An 18560-nucleotide genomic window follows, 5' to 3' on the forward strand; every position below is an offset into this window, starting at 1 on the left:
GAGGCCGAAGGCACCGTAGTCATCGCAGCGCATCGATGCCCCGGTGCGCAAAGGCAGATCGATCGCGCGGGGGTCCTCCTGGGCAATTCGCTCGAGCAGGGCGTAGTAGTCGCCATCGTCGATCATGCGTGACGGATCGGTCGGCGTATCCGCATCGACGCTAAGCCCCAAAGGAGCGAGCAGGGCAGCGCGGTCCACGTGTTCGCTAACCTGCTTCAAGACCTTGCTCATGAAGAGCATCGTTATCTGGCCCATCGTCCCTGTGCCCACCCTTCGGCCGACCGTGAGGGCGCCACTATAGCGTCGGGATGCCGCCTCAGTGGCCCCCCGGCTGCCACCGCCGGCGGGATTTGCAGGAGCACCATTTCGGCGCATACTCACCGCAAGTCTCAAATTCGTGCATTTGCAACTCAGATGCGCGCGTAGTAGGGTGATGCCCATGTCGGCGAGTACTCAAAACACCCTGCCTGATCCCGCCCTGGTGTTGGGCAAAGCCACCCTGCGCGCGGCGCAGAGAATGGGCCTTTCACGTCAGGAACTTACCGAGGTGATCGGGCGCGATCGCAGCAGCATCTCCCGAGCGGGGATCGACCCTGCCAGCAAGGCGGGAGAGCTCTCCGCGCTGTTGCTGCGCTGCTATCGCTCGCTGGCGGTGCTGGTGGACGACGACGCGAACCAACTGCGCGAGTGGCTGGGTACGCCAAACCACCACACGGGCGGTATTCCACGTGAGCAACTGCGCAGTGTGGATGGGCTGGTCAGCGTGAGCCGATACCTCGACGCGATTCGTGGCGCCCACTGAGGCTGGCGAGCCGCCGTGGCAGGGGGTGCTGGCGCAGGCGCCCGTCGCGGTCCTGATGGGCACATTGCTGCGCCTGGTCGACCACCAAACCCAGAAGATAACCGCCTCCCTCGTGGACGAGCTCGAAGAGCTGTCCGTGCTCGAGCGGATCCTGCAAGCCCCGAGCCCGCGGCCCGGGACCGAACGTCTCGACCCCCTGCTACGCGCCCCCTGGCGTTGTCCACCCCTTCCCTGGGGGTCGCGCTTCGTCAGCCGCTTCGAAGCCAGTGCCTTCTACGGCGCCCTGGACGAGACAGCCCTGCTGAGTGAAGCGGCCTACTACCGATTGGTATTCTTCGCTGGGATGGAGACTCCCTTCCGCGACCGAGTGCTCAGCCAGCACACGCGCTTCGAGGCGCGCTACCACGCCGTGCGCGGCGTGCGTCTGGAGCTGGCGCCCTTCAGCGACTATGAATCCACCTTGCGCCATCGCGCCGACTACCGCGCTTGCCAGCGCTTAGGCACCCTGCTTCGAGAGCACCAAACAGGTGCGTTCACCTACCTCTCGGCGCGAAGCTCGGGTCGGCATCTCAACATCGCCCTGTTGCACCCCGACTGCCTCGTGTCCAATCGTCATCGCCGTCCGCTCGATGGGCTGTGCGAGACGCGCGAGGACGGGGTGCAGTTCCGTTTCGGCGACGCCCACCACTGGTTCGCGCGGGAGCAGTTCCTGGTGGAAGGCGAGTTACCGTTACCGGCGCCTTGAGCCGACCCGCCTCAGGCGCCCTGGCTGGCGCCGAGAATCGTCTGCGCACTCGCGTGAAGCTGCGCCTGCTCCTCGTCCGTCAAGGCGAGTTGAATCGTATCCACCACGCCGGCGCCGCCGATGACGCGCGGTAGCGAGAGGGCGACTCGCTCTACGCCCAACACACGAGACTCGAGCATCGAGACGGTCAGCACCGCCCGTTCGTCGCGGGCGACGGCGCGGCAGATGCGGGTCAGGCCGCCTGCGATACCGAACCACGTGGCCCCCTTGCCGGCGATGATCCGGTAGGCCGCGCGCCGCGTGCCCTGGTCGATGCGAGCCTTCGCCGCGGCGTCCAGGGGGCGACCGATCTGCGCGGCGTAGCGCTCCACGCGCACGGTGCCGACGTCGGCCAGGGACCAGCACAACACCTCGCTGTCGCCGTGTTCGCCGAGCACGTAGCCGTGGACCGACTGCGGCGCCACGCTCAGGTGCGCACCCAGCAAGGCCCGAAAGCGCGCCGTGTCGAGGATCGTGCCGGAGCCCATCACCCGTGCCGGCGGCAACCCGGACAGTTCCGTCGCCACCATGGTCATCACGTCCACCGGATTGGTGGCGATGAGCAATAGCGCGTCGGGCGCGGCGTTCAACACCTGGGGGATCACTTCGGCGAACACGGCCGTATTGCGCTCGAGTAGCGCGAGCCGGCTCTCCCCCGGCTGCTGGTTGACGCCCGCTGAGATGATCACGAGCTGCGCTGCTGCGAGTGCCTCGTAGGTGCCTGCCCTCACGCGCACGCGATGGCTGAAGGGGGTGGCGTGGGTGATGTCCTCGGCTTCGGCTTGCGCGCGGGCCGCATCGCGATCGACCAGGACCACCTCGGTGGCCGTTCCGCTAAGGGTCAGGGCGTTGGCGGCCGCGCTGCCTACCATGCCCGCACCGACGATGCCGACTTTCATCGTGCGGGTGGCGTGTGACGCAGGGGGTGCGAACCGCTAGGCGCAAGGGGCATCGATCGCCGCTCCGTAGGGCTGGACTTCCCAGGGTGCAAGCCTCGCCGCCTGCCAGTCGCGTGTCAACGGTGCGCAGCGCGCGTCGCGGGCTCAGCCGAGTTGCGAGAGATCCTCTCGCCGGCCGCGTTCGCCGCCGAGCAGTTCGTCCAGCGGTGCCGGTCGGTGCACGCCGTAGCCCTGGGCGAAGTCGCCGCCCAAGGTGCGCACCATCTCCAGGATCTCATCGTTCTCGACGAACTCACACACCACCCGCTTATCGAGCGTATGCGCGATGTCGATGATCGACTTCACGAAGATCCGATCGGTGGGGTCGGTGACGATGTCCCGCACGAACTGTCCATCGACCTTCACGTAGTCCACGTGCAGGCGCTTCAGGTAACCGAAGGACGACAGGCCGCTGCCGAAGTCGTCGAGGGCGAAGCGACAGCCCATCTCCTGTAGGGCGCTCATCAGGTGAGCCGCATCATCGATCTTGCGAATCACGGCGGTCTCCGTGATCTCGAAGTTCATACAACCGGGCGGCAGCTCGGCGCGACGCATGCGTTCGATCAGATCGTCCGAGAAGGACCGATCACCCACGCTAGCCCCTGACAGGTTGACCCAGAAATGGTGGGCAGCCACTTCCTCACTGTCTTGCACCGACAGCAGGTCGATGACGCGATTGACCACCCACTGGTCCAGGCGACCCTGTAGCCCGTAGCGTTCCGCGGCTGGCAGGAAGGCGCCGGGCGGGATCAGCCGGCCGGTGGAGCGGTCGAGCATGCGCAGGAGAATCTCGATGCGCTGGGCTTGCCTCGGGCCGTCGGACAGCTGCTGCAGGCGTTGGCCGAAGAGTACGAAGCTATCCGTATCGATAGCATGATTCAGGCGCTGGACCCAGCGCATTTCACCGCGGTGCTCATGCACGGCGTCCTCCGTGCCGGAGACCAGGTGAACGCGGTTGCGTCCCGCTTCCTTGGCCGCGTAGCAGGCGGCATCGGCGAGCTGCTGGAGCTCGTTGAGATCGCTCGTGGTGTCGTTGATGGGTACGATGCCGATGCTGACGCCGATGCGGAAGATCTCCGTCTCCCAGGGAAACTCCAGCTCCTGCACGCAGGCGCGGATCTGCTCTGCGCGCTCGACGGCCGTGTGCTCGGTGCAGTCCATCAAGATGAGCGCGAACTCATCGCCCCCCAAGCGGGCCACCGTGTCCTCGGGACGCACGTTCTTCAAGACGGTCTTTGCCGCGAGGCGCAGGAGTTCATCGCCGGCGGTGTGGCCACAGGTGTCGTTGACCACCTTGAACTGATCGAGATCCAGGAACAGCAGGTAGGCATCATCGCGGCGCGCGTCCACCAGCGCGAGTCGTTCGGCGAAGGCCCGGCGGTTGAGCAAACCGGTCAGCTCGTCGAAGTGCGCCTGGTACTCGAGCTTGCTGGTCATGGCGTGGCTCTCGGTGACGTCCTGCGCCAGCATCACCAGGTACTGGACCTCGCCGTCGCCGTTGCGTACGGGGGAGGGGAGGAAATCGATGCGCCGCACCTGGCCGTCGTGGGAGAGGCAGTCGACCTCCATGCTGGTGCCGGCATCGTCTTCCTTCGCCAGCGCGTCGAGGAAGGCGGCAAAGTCCTCGCGCTGGCTGTCGCTGACCACCTCCAGCAGGGGTTGGCGATCGTCTTCCCCCGCGTGGGGCCAGAACAATGACTGCAGCGGCGGGTTGGCGTCGTACACCAGGCCTTCCGTGTCTACCAGGGCCATACCGATCGGCGAGTTTTGATAGGCCTGGTGGAAACGCGCCTCGACGTCGGCGCGCAAGGCGTCCGCGCGCTTGCGCTCGTGGATCTCAGTGCTCAACTTCTCATTGATCAACTCCAGCTCGCGCCGACCCGCCTCGATCGATGCGGTGCGCTCGGCCACCTGCTGGCGAAGGCGTCGGTTGGCCCCGGCCACCACCCGCAGGCGCAGCTGGACGATGGACCAGGCGAGCAGCAGCGCCAGCATGGTCGCCAGGGCCATGAACCAGTAGGTGCGCCAGTAGGGCGTCGGCACGGCGAAGGACCAGTGAGCAGCCTCACTCCACTCACCGCCTGGCAGGCGCGCGCGCACGGCGAAGTCGTACTCTCCCGGCGGCAGGTTGGAGTAGCCGATCGACTGGGTGGTCGTGGTATCGCTCCAGCTGCCGACAACACCGTTGGCGTTCAGGCGGTAGCTGTATTCGATGCCGCCGGGGCGGCGGGTGGAGATGGCCGCGTACTCGACGAACAAGTTGCCGCGGGGCGCCATGGTGGTGTGCTCGGGATCCGCTGCCACGGCTTCCCCATCCACCACGCGACGAGAGATCAGCGGCTGCGGTTGCGGGATGCTCGACATGGGCTGCGCGACGTCCATCGCCGTGACGCCCGAGGTGGTGCCTATCCACAGCGTATCGGGTGCTTCGAAGTAGGTGGCGTGCGCCTTGGCCTCGATCGAGACGAAGCCATCGAGGGCGGAGTAATGCTCCAGGTTGCCGTCTCGCGGGTCGTAGCGGTAGGCGCCGCGACTGGTCGCCAGCACCAGCGTGCCGTCGGCCAGGGGATGCAACGCGTAAACGGTGTAGTCGCCCAAGGCCACGTCGATACTCAGTCGATCGAGCTGACCGGCGCGCCAACGGAACACGCCACCCTCGACGCTGGCAAGCCATACGGTGCGCTCCGGCGCATGAGGATCGACGACGAGCTGGGTGTAGAAGTCTCGACCGATCTCTTCCACCGGCACCATCAGCTCCGGCTGCGCGCCCGGAGTGTTGGTGTCCAGTCGGTAGAGACCCCGGAAGTTGGCGGCGATCCACAACTGTCCGTCGGCGGTCGAGTCCATGGCGTAGAGCGCTGCGCCGGAGCCGAAGTCGAATTCCTCGATCTTGCCGTCGCGAGGATTGTAGGCGTGCAGCGTGCCGAAGTAGGTGCCCGTCCAGAGACGGCCATCGCTCGCCAGTTCCAGGCCCACGGCCACCAGCGGGTCTTCGCCGAGGAAGGGCTTAGCGGTGAGGGTCCGCACGTCGATCTCGTACGCGACCCCCTGCACCTGCACCATCCACACCGTGGAACCATCCGCCGAGAGCCCCACCCCGCGCACCTCGTGAATGGGGATGTCGAGCTGCGCGGAGATGTTGCTGATCTCACCTCGGTCATCCACGTGCAGCAACCCCTGGTCGGTACCGAACCAGGAATCGCCGGCGGTACCGGGCTGGATGGCGAAAACCTCGGGCCGGATACCGTTCAGCTCGAGGCCGTAGTGGCGGAAGCGGGTGCCGAGGTAGCGGGCGAGGCCACCGCGGGTGGGCGCCCAGAGGATCCCCTCATGGTCGATGAGGGCGGCGGTGCTAAGGCCCATGCCGTCCATCCGGCGCGCCGGGGCGGCGAAGCTCACCAGGTCTTCGTTGTCGATGGTCACCCACGCGATGGTCTCGCCATCGAAGGTGATCCCCGTCACCTCTCCACCGAATTTCTGCGATAACCACTCGATGCTGTCGCCTTCCACGCGGCCCACCTGACCGTCGGCGCTGCCTACGATCACCTGTCCCGCAGGTGAGCGGGTAAGGGTGCTGATGCCGTCGGCGATGCTGGCGGGCGCGGCGGGCGCTGAGTGGTCGTAGCGAAGGAATTTTTCATCGGTGAGGATGTAGAGGTGGTTCGGCTCGACCGCGGCGACGAGCGCGTCGATCTCCTCCGGCGCTCCATCGATGTGCTCGAGCCCCGCGTCCATCGCGTCGAGGCGAAGCCGTTGCAGCCCACCGGGCTCGACGCCGATGAGCAGTTCGTCACCGGACTCGACGATGCTGCGCACGATTCCCCGCGCCTGGGGCGCCGGTTCGAAGGTGCGCACGACCCGGCCGTCCTCCACCAGCGTAAGGCCGCCCCCAGCATCGCCTGCCCACAGGCGGTTGTGGCTGTCGACGAGCAAGCTCTGGACGAGGTTGTTACGTAAGCCCTGACGGGTGGTGAAGCTCTCGAAGGTCTGGCCATCGAAGCGATTCAAGCCGCCGAAGGTGGCGATCCACAGGTAGCCGTGCTCGTCCTGCACCACCTTCAGGATCGTGCGCTGGTTAAGACCTTCGGTGACCGAGTACAGGCGGAAGGGTGGATCCGCAGGGGCGGCCAGTTCGGTGCCGCTCGCGATCCCGCTCAAGCAAAGGAGTAGGGCGAGCGTTGTGGGCTTCAATGCCTTCATGGAACGAATCGGTTCGGGTGGGTGGCAGACGTCGGGGCAGGTTGCAGCGTAGCCAGGGCGCCGCGGTGTCGCGACGAACCAGGTCAGGTTCCTGTATGCGTTGTGCGTACGGCCCTATCGCCTTGCCGATCCGATGAATGGCAGAGGGAATGTGCAAGGGTGTATCGCTGGTTTGTTCGAGCGCAGGAACAACCCGCGTCACAAGAGTTGAGCGCTCCTTGCGGAGTCGGCGACTACCTCCCCCAAGTCGATTTCCCCTAAGAACAACACCCAGAGGGCACCCTTATGGCTACCAACGCTCCAACCACGATCCGCCTCCTGAGCGGGGGCATAATCCTGCTGAGCCTCAGCGGATGTGTCACCGAGCTCACCGTCAGTCGCTCGACTGCCTCCTCCCTGTCGAACAGCAATGCGGATAGCATCCTGCGTGACTTCAGCGAGGCGATTAACACCGCGGACTCGGGCAGTGATTTCGCGTGCGCCGAGGAGTTTGGAACGGACTTTCTGCCCGCCCTCTACCTGCGTGACGGCAGCGTGACGGTCAACAACGCCCCCACCGAGATCAACAGCCAGGCGGACTTCAACGCGGTGATAGGTGCGCCGGGTTACGCCAAGGTGGTCGAGGAAATCAACTGGTGTGGTGAGCTGTTGCCGAACGTAATCGGATGCGCGCCGGTGCCCGGAGACTCCTTCGCGGTCGTGCGATTCACGGGCAATGCCGAAGGCATCCTGTGGGCGCACGAGTACGGGCACACCGTCGGTCTCTCCCACACGAGCGGGGCGAGCCGCGTGATGCGAGGCACGATCAATACGGCGAACGATGAGGTGACCTCCGATGAGTGCATCTCCTTCGTCTCCAAGTACAACCCCGATTGGCCGAACGCTCCGCAGGTGGAAGGTGGAGACAGTCGCCATCCCGCGTTGTTAGCCGCTCTCGGCGGTCGGTCGGCAACGGGGGTGAGCATCGATGGTCATCTCGACCACGAGATGGGCCCACTGCCGGCAGACGTGGCGGAGTTCGTGCGCCAGACCTACATTCACGGCACGCCGATGTCGGCGGCGCTGCGCTATCGCGGCAGTGACGCTGCGCGACGTCTCGAGGCGATGCTGCTGGACCCAGCGGAGCGTGCGCACCACGGCAACATCGTTGCCGTTCTCGGCGCTGTGGGGGATGCGCGCAGCGCAACCATCTTGCGGGACTACCTCCTCGCTCGTGCACAGTTGGAGGTCGATGGTGCGCAACGGCGCGTGCTCACGGCCACCTTGATGGGGCTCGGGTACCTCGCCCATTCCGTGCGGGACGGTACGGCGCTGCAAAAGCTGCTCCAGGCGAGCGATCCGAGCTTCTGGGGAGGCAGCGCGGCGGCGGACAGCCTGGCGCGCGCGGCCCACATCGGTCTTGCCCTCTCCGGTCGGGAAGAGGCCCGAGGGGCGCTGGCCGGGCAGCGCGATCGCGGATTGCCGAGCGTGATGGCGGATGAGCTTCTGCAGGCTCATGCGCGAGTGGCTAGCGTCGGCCTCGAGGGCTACTACGCCCACGCGGCAGACTGACCACCGCGCCGGGAGAGCAGATAAAAGGAGGCCCGGTGGTTTCCCACCGGGCCTCAGGCAAGCGGCATTGGTGCCGTCGTTGTTAGAAAGCTCTGAAGAGCATGTAGGTGTCGAGCGCGTTGCGCGGGGGATGGTGCGGACCGACGTCGCGGTCGTAGTCGAGTTCGCCATTCAGGCGGAACACCATCACCACACTCAGCATCTCGCCCTCGCTGTTCGCCAGCTTGTGGCAGGTTACCGTCTCGAGGCTGTCGCTCCCTGCGCTCTTGGAAAAGACCCGCAGGCGGCCGTCGTCTTCGAGACGCCAGTCGAACCGTCCACCGCCGTACTGATCCTCGTACGCACCACTGCCGTCATCCTCGAAGGTCAGGCTGGTGGTGGCGAGGCCGTCAGCGCCAAGCTCGAACCAAGACCCTAGCATCTCGCCTTCAGCAAAGGCTTCGACCTGGATCAAGTTGACGGCACGCGAGCTATCGTTGTTCTCGTCTATGGTCTCGATGGACATCTCGGCGCTGCCCAAGCCGGCGGTGACCTGTGCCGCCTGGCGGCGATTGCGCGCACCCGACTGATCCTCGCGCCCGTAGGCGACGCGAACCACGCCTTCGCCATCGATGCTCCACTCGCCGCCGAGCTCACCCACTTCGGTGGCGCCGTCGCGAATGCGCTGGAACACCTCCGCGAAGCCACCGTCATCGCTAAAGGTGAACAGGGCCACGTTCTGATCGCTGATATCGGCGTAGGTGTTGCCGGCGAGCAATGCCGTGTTGGCGGCATCCGACGTCGCATCGGTCGCGCTCTGCGGGTTGTAGTCGGCGTTCTCCACCACCAGCTCCTCGACGTCGCCATCACCGTCTCGGGCGATGACCGACAGCATGCCAGCGTCCTCGGTGGGAGCGCTGGCCGCGGCGTACCCCCAAAACGGGTACGGGAATCGCGAGGAGTATGGTTGCGTCAGCAACGCCGGGATGTGATCGCTCTCAAGGGGCGGACGAAAGGCGGTCGCCTTTGGGGGCAGGACGGCGATCCGGTCACAGTTCAGGCGCTAACGTGACCCTAACAGGGCGCGTAGGGCGGCCAATTGGCGACGACTGATGGGGATTTGCTGGCCTTCGCGCAACTCAGCGATGCTGCCGCTGGCCTGCGCACTGGACGTAATACGCAGCACGTGGTCGACGTTGACCACGGTCTGTCGGTTGACGCGGAAGAAACGTCGCCGCGAGACGAGTTGCTCTTCCAGGTGCTTCAAGGAGCTGCGCACGATGAGGGTGCCCTGGTCCGTGTGCACGCACACGTAGTCACCGGCCGTCTCCAGGTGACTGATCGCCGCTTCCGGTTGGCGCACGAAGCCATCGCCCGTATCGAGCCGGATCACCTCTTGCTCCGCGGTCGGCGTGGCGTTGCCGTTCGCCGGCGGCGTTGCGGGTGCGTCGAAGCGCTGCACCACCGACTTCAACTCTGCCGCCATGGCCACCTCCCGTCGTCGCTGTAACTCCTCGTGGGCGCGCTCGAGGGCGCGCGCCAGGCGCTGGGCGCTCACCGGTTTCATCAAGTAGTCGATCGCCTCGGTCTCGAAAGCCTCTACGGCCCGGTCGCCGTACGCGGTGAGGAAGACGATCAAGGGCCCCTGGCGGTGGGTGCCGATGCGTTTCGCCACTTCGAGACCGGTCAGTCCAGGCATGGCGATATCCAGGAACACGAGATCCGGGTTCAGGCGCTGGACCAGCTGCACCGTCTGGGTGCCGTTCTCCGCTTCCCCAACGATGTGCGTGGCGGGTGCCAGGGACTCCAGTCGCTTGCGCAGTCCGAGGCGAGCGACTGCCTCATCGTCAGCGATCAAGGTACGAATTCGCTCGCTAGCAGCCATCACCGGTCCTGTTTTAGAGTTGGTCTCAACCGTGCGCATGAGCGCTCCCTAGGAGTGGGACAGTTCGATGACGGCGCGGTTCACCGCCGTCTCGCCAAGGCTTGCCGGCGTCGCTAGCATGAGGGCTCCGGTGGCCTGCCGCGCCACGATCTCGCGAAGTTGCCATGTCCATTCCAAACGATCTCGATCCCGCCTCGTGGGTGGTGCACGCCGGCCGGGACCTCGGTCAGGGGGCGCCCCTCAACGTGCCCATCACGCCGGCCTCGAACTTCGTGGATGCGCAGGGTGAGCGCACTTACTCGAGGGTCGAGGGGACGCGGGCCTGGGAGGCGTTGGAGGACGTGGTGGGCGGCCTCGAGGGTGGCCGTGCGGTCGCCTTCGCCTCCGGCATGGGGGCGATCGCCGCGGTGTTCAGTCTGCTGCCCCAGGGGGCACGGGTGGCCGTGCCGGTCGATTGCTACCGGGCGGTCACCGAACTTGCCAAGGCGGGAGTCTCAGCGGCGGGTTGGCAGGTTCACACCTTGGACGGCGCCGACACGCCAGCCTGGGTCGCCGCGTGCGCGGAGATGGACCTGATCTGGCTCGAATCGCCCTCCAATCCCCAGCTCGTGCTCAGCGACCTCGCGCAGATTGCAGCGGCGCCGCGGCGAGACGGCGCGCTCCTGGTGGTGGACAACACCTTTGCGACCCCCCTGCTGCAGCGGCCGTTGGCGCGGGGCGCCGATATCTCCGTGCAGTCGGCCACCAAGTATCTGGGCGGACACTCGGACCTCCTCGGCGGTGTGGCGACAGCGGCCTCCGCGGCCCTGGCCGAGCGCCTGCACCAGGCGCGCACCCTGCACGGGGCGACGCCGGGGGCGTTGGAGGTGTTCCTGGCCCTGCGCGGCATGCGCACGCTGGCGATTCGCCTCGAGCGCTCTCAGGCCAATGCGCTTGAGTTGGCCGAACGGCTGGAGCGCCACCCGGCCGTGAGCCGCGTGCGCTACCCAGGGCTGCCGTCCCATCCCCAGCACGCTCTGGCGAAGGGCCAGCTGGATGGTTTCGGCAGCATCGTCTCCTTCGAGCTCCACGGCGGCGCGCCGGCGGCGGATGCGGCCTGTCGCGCCGTGCGCTTGATCACCCACGCCACGAGCCTCGGCGCGGTGGAAAGCACGATGGAGCGCCGGGCGGCGGTACCTGGCCAGGGCGGCTTGCCCCCGAGCCTGATTCGCCTGAGCGTGGGCATCGAGAACGGCGAAGACCTGTGGCGCGATTTAGAACAGGCGCTCACCCTAACCTAACGCACTAGCTAGGAGGCTCCTCTTCCGAGGGGGCTTTCGCCGTGCGCGAGCGCAGGCGCCGCAGCCATTCCCGTGGCCCGCGCAGGCGTGGCCTGTCCTCAGTAGGCGGTACCTCAGCGTCGGCCGTCGCGAGGGCCAGGCGAGCGCCAAGCTCCGCCTCCCAATCCATGAGCGGCCCGTCGCCGAGGTCAGCGTCGGTACGCTTACAGTGCTCGCGCAGCTCCTCCACGATGCGCTGCCGCTCGCTGACGGTCAGCAGGCTCTCCAGCAGGGCGGGCTGCATATCGACCGGTTTCTTAGATCCCAACTGACGAAGCAGCAGCAACCGATCGAATTCGTGGCGCAGGGGAAGCGCGCACAGCGTGCGGATCGCCTGGTCTCGTCCACGGTAGTCCTCGCTGCGCGCTAACTCCAGGTTGACCAGCTCCGCCCCCAGGAACCAGTTCGCATCGCGGCGGCGAAAGCCCCCGCCGTAGACCATCGCCACCTCGAAGGCGATCACGCGGATCGCATCGCTCAGCAGCTGCATGACCTGGCGGTGGAGCAACTGCTCGGTCACCTTCTGCGCCCCCTGCGCTGCCAGCTTTCCCGCCACCCAGCTGGCACCCACGGTCACGGGGTTCGCGCCGAGGGCGAAGCGCGCCACCTGCAGTACGCTGAGGCCCACGTCGAGATAGGGCTTCACCTGCTTGTAGGTGCCGTAGTAGTCGGCGGCACGGCGCAGGGTGCGGTACATGGAGGCGGCGTTGTAGGACTTGAGATCCAGCGGTAGGGCGTCCACCACCAGCAGCAGGTGCAGGGCGGTGCTGCTGGTGGCCTTGGCCACTAACTCCAGCTCGGTCTCCAGCAGCGGGTGGCGGGCGTCCGGTTGGTACAGGCGAGCGACGGTCTCGACGAAGTCTCCCACGTCCTGCCACACGAGGGCCATGGCCAAGCCCCCCTCGTCGGCGGCGTAGCGATTGGCGAGGATGTCCTCGAAGGCCTGCTGGCTGCGCCGTTCGATCAACAGCAGCAGTTCCCGATCGTGGGCCACGAGGCGCTCGATCGCCTGCGGTGAGAGCTCCGAGTCGACGACGTCGACGAAACGCTCATGATCGGCGAGCTGCAGGACCCGCATGCGACGGGAAAGGCGCTGCTCGCGAATCTCCAGGCGGTCGGCACGCTGGCGCAGCTGCGCCTCACGGCGGGCGAGGGCGGCGGCGCGCTCGGCGTCCTCGCTTTCGCTGGTGGTCTCGGGCGGCGCCTGCGGGACGCGCGCGCGTCGGGCCAGCGCGAGGTGGGTAGCCAACGAGGCGAAGCACACGGTGAGTGCAGCGATGAGGGCGGTTAGTACGGCGGGCTGGCCGGTGGGCGAGAGCAGCAGGGCCAAGCTGAGCAGGACCACCGCCGCCAGGGCGGCGGCGGCAAACCAGAGATGGGTGCGGGCGTTCATCACCCGCGAAGCGTGCCGCATCCGGCAGCTCAAGGCTACCGGATGCGGACGACGCGCTACTCGGCAGCGCAGCCGTTGTTCATGAAGACGCGCCAACCCTCACACAGGCCCATCACCATATCGACACAGCCGTTGCTATCGATGTCGATGAAGGCGAAGTCATGGGGGTCGAGACTGAAGTTGGCGTCGCCCGGGAACTCGTTGTCGCGCAGGCCGGCGGCACCGATGTTCTCCCATAGGGTGAACTCGGTGGAGTCACCGCAGTTGGCGATATCCACGTCGATCGGGGCGAGGCCCACGTCGAGATCGCCATCGTTGTCCACGTCGGCCACCTTGACGTTGCCGCCGAACTGGTTGGTGCGACCGAAGGGCACGGGACTCACGTCGTACTCGTTAGGGCCGTCGCCGACCAGAGCGCGGGCCATGACCAACTCGTCGCGCGAGTCCTTCACCACGTAGATGTCGAGGGCGCCGTCCTGGTCGTGGTCGTACACGGTGAACATGTAGGGATCCGTGTCGGCGATCTGCTGGAAGGGCACCGTGTCGAACTGGCCGTTGCCGTCGTTGAACAGTATGAAGACCCCGTGGGGGAACACGGGATTGTCGAACAGGGCGTTGAGCTTGACGATGTCCTGGTCGCCGTCGCCGTCCATGTCGTGGATCTCGGCGCTGGTGCCGAAGCTGATGCGGGCGTAGTCGCCGAGGCGGTTCTGCTCGAGGTTGAAGTTGCCCGTGCCGTCGTTGATCAGCAGCAGGTCGCGGGTGCCGGGCACCTCGTTGTAGTTGGACAGATAGAAGTCGACGAAGCCATCGCCCGTCACATCGCCCGCGGCCACGGCGCAGATCTGGATCGTGTTGATGTCCGTGGGTACATCGATGGTCGGTAGGCGAAACGACTCGTCCGCCAGCCCGCGCCAGCGGCCATCTTCGCCCCGGCCGAGGTTGCGATAGAGCTTCGGCGGTTCCTCGAAGGTGTTGGCGATGAACACGTCCGGCCAGTCATCGTTATCCACGTCGACGATGGCCACGTCGCGGGCGTCGGTGAAGTCGGTGAGAAAGCCGGGGGCGAAGCGAGCCGTGAGATCGATGAGCCGGCCGCGGAAGTTCATGAGCAGGAGATCCTGACGGGCGCCGGCGTTGGAGAACGGCTCCTTGCGCACGACGACCATGTCGTCGCGCCCATCGCGGTTGAGATCGCCCACGGCGAAGTCCTTCTCCTGGGCGTCGGTGGCGATGGTGCCCGTGCCGTCCGCGAAGGGACGCACGCGCAGACGGGTGTCCGTCTCATCGGTGAAGTCCACCCATTGGGCGTGGGCGCCGCTGGCGGCGAGCAACAAGGCGCTCAGCGCGAGCAGTGGGGTTGTCGATGGTCGTCGAGTGTTTGCGAGATGCATGCTAGCTCCTTAAGGCAGCTGTACTTGTTTTTTTTGGCGGTGCGGCAACCTGCGGTGGGCTGTCGCTTGGTGTCACCTTTCCCTGGCGACGCTTGGATTGTGGTCTTTGCTATCCCCGATTTCTAGCGCTATGGAAAATCGCAGTGCGCAACGCACTGCGGCAGCTCGACTCTGTACAGATTTAGTTGACCACGCATCGAACTGTCCGCGTGATGGGCCACCCGTTGAAAACCCCGATCGGCTATCGGTTGAGCAATTCTGTCGTAGCCGTCACATCGAGGCCGGAGCACCTCACAGTAGCGTCTCTCGGTGGACAGCTGATCGCTAGGGACGATATGACAAGAGTGCTGCATGTCGAGGACGACGATGTCGATGCCGAGTGGGTGCGTCGTGCGTTGGCCTCGTACCAGGAACCGATGGAGCTTTCGCGAGCCGTATCCGTGGCTGAGGGGTGCGAGCGCCTGAATGAGGCGTCCTACGACGTCGTGGTGGTCGACCTGACCCTACCGGATGCCGACCCGAGCGAGACCTTGCTCCAACTTCTCGCGGATCATCGTGAACTCCCGGTGGTGGTGCTGACCGGGTGTCTCGATGACGAGTTCGCCTCCGCCGCGGTGGCGACCGGTGTGCAGGACTACCTGATCAAGGGCGAGGCAGCGCCCGGTGCTCTGCGCCGGGCCCTGAGCTTTGCCATGACCCGTTCCGAGCGCCACGCGCAAATCACGGCGATGGCCATGCACGACGCCCTGACCGGCGTGCCCAACCGCATGAGCTTCGAGCACCGCCTCGACGCGCTTCTTGAGGAACGCAGTGCCAGCGATCGCTCTCTGGTCGGCGTCGCGCTCATCGACGTGGATGACTTCAAGCCGATGAACGACTCGCGCGGCCACGCCTTTGGCGACAGCGTGTTGCAGGCGGTGGCCGAGCACCTGATGAGGAACGTGCGTCGCACGGACACGGTGGCGCGCCTCGGCGGCGATGAGTTCGTCGTGATTCTGCGCGAGCTGGTGGACATCGATCATGCTCACCAGTGGATGGATCGCTTCTACGACTCCCTGCGCGGCGGACTGATCGTCGACGGTGAGGCCGTGTCGGTGGCCCTCTCGACAGGGCTCGCCCTGGCCCCGTTGCACGGCGAGGAACGCGGGGAGCTGGTCGACGCGGCCGACAAGGCGATGTACGCGGCCAAGCGTGCGGGCCGCGGATGTTGGGTGCTGTCCGATGCGGTGAGCGTCCAGGCGAGTCCGCTAGGCAGCGCTCACTGAGCTCCTTGGAGCGTGGCGAGTGTCGCCGTCGGCGTATCGGTCGGCGCCCAGTCGATGCCATTGCTGATGATCTGGAAGCCGGCCCAGTAGGCCGGGTGGGCGTAGCGCTGCGCATCGATCATCTGACGCTGCGCCGTTGCTAACGCCTTTCCTGGGTTGTAGCGGGCATCCCCCTCCAGCGCAGCGTAGAAGGTACTGAACAGCTGGGCGGTGCCATCGTCCGGCACCGGCCAGAGGGAGCCGATGGCGTGGGCGGCCCCGGCGCGCAGGGCCATGCCGGCCAGGCCGATCGACGAGCGTTCCACGCCCACCGCCGTATCGCACGCGCTCAGCACCACCAGCGACACCGGTCGCTGCTGTTCGGCGAGCTGTTGCAGGGGCGCGAAGAGATCGGCGATGCCCAGCCGCTCGCCGCTCCCGGACACTAGGTAGGAGCGCTCCAGGGATCCGGCGAAGGTGCCGTGGGTGGCCAGATGTACCACCGCGGGTTCCAGGGAAAGCAAGGCCTGCTGGAAGGAGCGGCGGGTGAACTTCTCCTCGCGCAGCACGCTGCGGTGTCCACGCCAGGCGGCACTGACCCCGTCCAGTTCCTGCGGGACGAACGGCAAAGCGCTTTGCGCGCCGTCGCCGAAGCGGCTCACACCTGCAAGGACGGCACTCGGTGCGCCTGGGGTCGAGCGCTCGGCGTTACGTGCGGGGGCAAGGCGCTGCATGATCTCCACCGTGACCCGTTGCGCCAACCAGCGTTCCCCGTCGTGCAGGGCGCCGAAGGGCAGGGCGCGCAGGGGGCCGTCGGGTACTACGATTAATCGTTCGATTCGCCCGTGCTCGGTCAGGAGACTGTCCAGGTCCTTGAAGAGGGATGTGTAGAGGGTGCGGGCGGCCTCCACCGTGCCCGCGCGCCGGGGGTCGCGCAGTCCGGCCCTGACGTTCGCCACCTGCCGTGCCAGGGCTTGGCGGGTGAGGGGCGCGCTGCTCGCCCGGCGGATCCCCCGTGCAGTTTGGATCAACAGCTCCACACGATCGTCGAACACGATGGGGAACAACACGGCGGTGTCGTCGGCGAGGCTCAAATTCCGCGTATCCGGCAGGATCTCAGCAGCGCAAGGTTGATCCAGGTAATCGCGAATCTCGGCGGCGTGCAGACGGTTGATCACCTCCCGCGCCTCGAGCAGCAGCCTTTGTTGCGCGCGAGCATCGCTTCCGCTGGCGAGGGAAATTAATAGCTCGGCGTACTCCAGGTACACCGGGGCGATCTGTCGGCGGAAGTGCGCCTCTCGGGTTTGCGATCCACGGGCATTGCCGGCGGCGCGGGAGGTGAGCACCATGGCGCGCGCGTAGTAGGCGCGCGCCTGCTTCGCCTCACCAAGCTCCAAGTTCAAGCGCGCGAGCTGGCGATACCAACGGTAGGCATCCACGGTGTGCTCGCCCGCGGCCAAGGCGCGGTGGGCGAGGGTCACTGCGTCCTCCGGGCGCTGATCGATCGCGTAGAGTTCGCTCATCGTGCCGAGGCTCCAGGCGATGAGATCGGCGCGGCCATCGAGGCCCTCGGCGGTGGCGAGAGCGTCGCGCAGGGCGCTGAGCGCACTCAGGCGTGGCCAGCCGCTGTCGGCGCCAGGTGCGCGCGCGGCGCTCATCCAAGTCTGGCCCACGTGCAGCATCAGCAGGGCGCGCTCGGCGTCGGCGGGGAGCCGCCCCGCCAGGGACTGCGCCGTTCGCAGGCGTTCCAGGGCGCGAGCGGGATCGCCCGCCAGCAGCCACGCCCGGGCGGCGTTGGCTCGCGCGCGCGCCAGCAGGGCCTGCTGTGGCTGCCCGTCGCGGCGCGCCGCGAGGCGTGCAGTTTCGTCGAAGGCTTTCGCCGCTGCCAGGTAATCGGCACGCGCGTAGTCGACCACCGCCTTGGTCGCGAGCGTCTGCGGTGATTTGGTCAGCTTGATCGCGCGCTCAGCCTGTGCCTCGGCGCTGGTCAGGTCGTCGGCGGCCAGGGCAGCATGCGCCGATCGGGTGTGAAAGGTGCTGGCGAGCGCGGGTGCGGCATCGCCGCTCGGGTCCGCCGGGGCACCATCGTCGATCGTCGCCAGCTGCTGTTGCGGATCGATACGCGTCATGGCCAGCAGCACACGAGCGGGAGACTCCTGAGCGCTCGTGTGACGGACCCACAGGGCGCCGTTACTGACCGAGCGACAGGTGCCTATTTGCGCAGTCGGGTCGATCGGGGAAGGCGCCTCGGCGACGGCGTCGATCTGCGTGTTCGGGCTTTGCTCGCGCACCTGCACCGATCCGCTGAGGCCAGCTCGATTCGACGCCGCGAGGCGGGTATCGCTATCGCGCAACACCGTGCCCGCCTCCACCAGCACGTTGCCCGCCGCACCGCCGTCCGCGTTGGCCAGGAGCTGGGAGCCGCTAAGCACCACGGTGGAGAGCCCCTCCTGGCCGCCCGGAGCCACCTCTCCCTGGACGACGATGCTGCCCGCTTGTTCATCGCCCGTCTGCGTCTCCGCTGAGAGGACGCTGTTGCGAATGACGGCGGGCGATGAGGCCCCGAACGCGATCTGCAGGCTGCCGCCACCAGCGGCGCCGGAACTCGCCGACAGGGTGGAGTCGATCAGGCTGAGGGCGTCGCCCGCTTTCACCTCCACATTGCCGCCGCTCCCCGCTCCGCGCGCCTGCGCGTTCAGCAGCGCGTCGGCAAGGCGAACGCTATCGCCCGTGAGCTGGATGCTGCCCGCGTCGCCATCGCCGTCGGCGACCGTGGAAATCGTGGCTGACGACCCGCTCAATTGGATCTGAGGGGCGGCGAGGGTGATGCTCCCGGCATTCCCGAGGCCAAGGCTGTTGCTGCTCACCGCGCCGCCGGTGAGGCGGATGCTCTCCTGCGCCTGGATGTCGATCTGTCCGGCGTTGCCGGTGGCGTCGGGGCTCGCTTCCTCCAGAAAGCGCCCCGCATCGGTCACGATGGCCGCGTCGCCGGTCAGGCTCACCCGGTCCGCGTCCACCTGGATGTCGCCGCCGTCGGCATCGCCGAGGGCCGTGGCGCTGATGAGGCCGCC

The 18560-nt window shown here is 66.8% G+C and carries 13 protein-coding genes; 5 read left to right on the forward strand and 8 right to left on the reverse strand.

The features are described 5' to 3' along the window. On the reverse strand, positions 1-231 hold a 231-nt coding region (locus AAF184_19090; GenBank protein ID MEO0424451.1), incomplete at its 3' end, for an AraC family transcriptional regulator. Positions 232-439: 208 nt separating this feature from the next. Here AAF184_19090 and AAF184_19095 point away from each other — a divergent pair. Then, positions 440-802, forward strand: a complete 363-nt coding sequence (locus tag AAF184_19095; GenBank protein MEO0424452.1) for an MbcA/ParS/Xre antitoxin family protein — start codon at positions 440-442, stop codon at positions 800-802. Then, positions 789-1547, forward strand: a complete 759-nt coding sequence (locus AAF184_19100; GenBank protein ID MEO0424453.1) for an RES family NAD+ phosphorylase — start codon at positions 789-791, stop codon at positions 1545-1547. Before AAF184_19095 ends, AAF184_19100 begins: the two co-directional genes overlap by 14 nt. 11 nt (positions 1548-1558) lie before the next feature. Here AAF184_19100 and AAF184_19105 read toward each other — a convergent pair whose 3' ends face one another. Then, the gene (locus AAF184_19105; protein ID MEO0424454.1) at positions 1559-2485 is read right to left on the reverse strand and encodes an L-lactate dehydrogenase; all 927 of its coding nucleotides are present in this window, start codon (positions 2483-2485) and stop codon (positions 1559-1561) included. 144 nt (positions 2486-2629) lie between these two features. Next, positions 2630-6724, reverse strand: coding sequence for an EAL domain-containing protein (locus AAF184_19110; GenBank protein MEO0424455.1), 4095 nt, complete (start codon positions 6722-6724; stop codon positions 2630-2632). 285 nt (positions 6725-7009) lie between these two features. On the opposite strand from AAF184_19110, the gene AAF184_19115 reads away from it, so the two are divergent. Continuing rightward, the gene (locus tag AAF184_19115) at positions 7010-8275 is read left to right on the forward strand and encodes a hypothetical protein (protein ID MEO0424456.1); all 1266 of its coding nucleotides are present in this window, start codon (positions 7010-7012) and stop codon (positions 8273-8275) included. Positions 8276-8357: 82 nt separating this feature from the next. Here AAF184_19115 and AAF184_19120 read toward each other — a convergent pair whose 3' ends face one another. Together AAF184_19120 and AAF184_19125 are read right to left on the reverse strand one after the other, a co-directional pair. Next, the gene (locus AAF184_19120; GenBank protein MEO0424457.1) at positions 8358-9149 is read right to left on the reverse strand and encodes a hypothetical protein; all 792 of its coding nucleotides are present in this window, start codon (positions 9147-9149) and stop codon (positions 8358-8360) included. A gap of 168 nt (positions 9150-9317) precedes the next feature. Next, positions 9318-10139 (reverse strand): LytTR family DNA-binding domain-containing protein, encoded by an 822-nt coding sequence (locus AAF184_19125; GenBank protein MEO0424458.1) that lies wholly within the window; start codon positions 10137-10139, stop codon positions 9318-9320. Between the two features lie 164 nt (positions 10140-10303). Between AAF184_19125 and AAF184_19130 the strand changes: the two genes are divergently transcribed. Then, entirely contained in the window at positions 10304-11419 is a 1116-nt protein-coding gene (locus AAF184_19130) for a PLP-dependent transferase (protein MEO0424459.1), read from the forward strand. Between the two features lie 4 nt (positions 11420-11423). On the opposite strand, the gene AAF184_19135 is transcribed toward AAF184_19130, so the two are convergent. Both AAF184_19135 and AAF184_19140 read right to left on the reverse strand, forming a co-directional pair. Next, entirely contained in the window at positions 11424-12872 is a 1449-nt protein-coding gene (locus AAF184_19135; protein MEO0424460.1) for a hypothetical protein, read from the reverse strand. A 35-nt stretch (positions 12873-12907) separates the two neighbouring features. After that, on the reverse strand, positions 12908-14245 hold the full coding sequence (locus tag AAF184_19140; protein MEO0424461.1) for a VCBS repeat-containing protein: 1338 nt from the start codon (positions 14243-14245) through the stop codon (positions 12908-12910). Positions 14246-14580: 335 nt separating this feature from the next. On the opposite strand from AAF184_19140, the gene AAF184_19145 reads away from it, so the two are divergent. After that, positions 14581-15510, forward strand: a complete 930-nt coding sequence (locus tag AAF184_19145) for a GGDEF domain-containing response regulator (GenBank protein MEO0424462.1) — start codon at positions 14581-14583, stop codon at positions 15508-15510. Here the strand turns inward: AAF184_19145 and AAF184_19150 are convergent. Further along, a partial coding sequence (locus AAF184_19150; protein MEO0424463.1) for a CHAT domain-containing protein occupies positions 15504-18560 on the reverse strand: 3057 nt, incomplete at its 5' end. The genes AAF184_19145 and AAF184_19150 overlap by 7 nt on opposite strands.

Source organism: Pseudomonadota bacterium, from assembly GCA_039815145.1.
In the GTDB taxonomy this organism is placed as follows: Bacteria; Pseudomonadota; Gammaproteobacteria; order Steroidobacterales; family JBCBZW01; genus JBCBZW01.

What these genes read in the sequence shown, in the direction of transcription:
- AAF184_19125 (MEO0424458.1), bottom strand. Translation starts at nt 10,139, where the DNA reads ATGGCTGCTAGCGAGCGAATTCGTACCTTGATCGCTGACGATGAGGCA.
- AAF184_19140 (MEO0424461.1), bottom strand. Translation starts at nt 14,245, where the DNA reads ATGCATCTCGCAAACACTCGACGACCATCGACAACCCCACTGCTCGCG.
- AAF184_19145 (MEO0424462.1), top strand. Translation starts at nt 14,581, where the DNA reads ATGACAAGAGTGCTGCATGTCGAGGACGACGATGTCGATGCCGAGTGG.
- AAF184_19110 (MEO0424455.1), bottom strand. Translation starts at nt 6,724, where the DNA reads ATGAAGGCATTGAAGCCCACAACGCTCGCCCTACTCCTTTGCTTGAGC.
- AAF184_19115 (MEO0424456.1), top strand. Translation starts at nt 7,010, where the DNA reads ATGGCTACCAACGCTCCAACCACGATCCGCCTCCTGAGCGGGGGCATA.
- AAF184_19095 (MEO0424452.1), top strand. Translation starts at nt 440, where the DNA reads ATGTCGGCGAGTACTCAAAACACCCTGCCTGATCCCGCCCTGGTGTTG.
- AAF184_19105 (MEO0424454.1), bottom strand. Translation starts at nt 2,485, where the DNA reads ATGAAAGTCGGCATCGTCGGTGCGGGCATGGTAGGCAGCGCGGCCGCC.
- AAF184_19130 (MEO0424459.1), top strand. Translation starts at nt 10,304, where the DNA reads ATGTCCATTCCAAACGATCTCGATCCCGCCTCGTGGGTGGTGCACGCC.
- AAF184_19135 (MEO0424460.1), bottom strand. Translation starts at nt 12,872, where the DNA reads ATGCGGCACGCTTCGCGGGTGATGAACGCCCGCACCCATCTCTGGTTT.
- AAF184_19120 (MEO0424457.1), bottom strand. Translation starts at nt 9,149, where the DNA reads ATGCTGTCGGTCATCGCCCGAGACGGTGATGGCGACGTCGAGGAGCTG.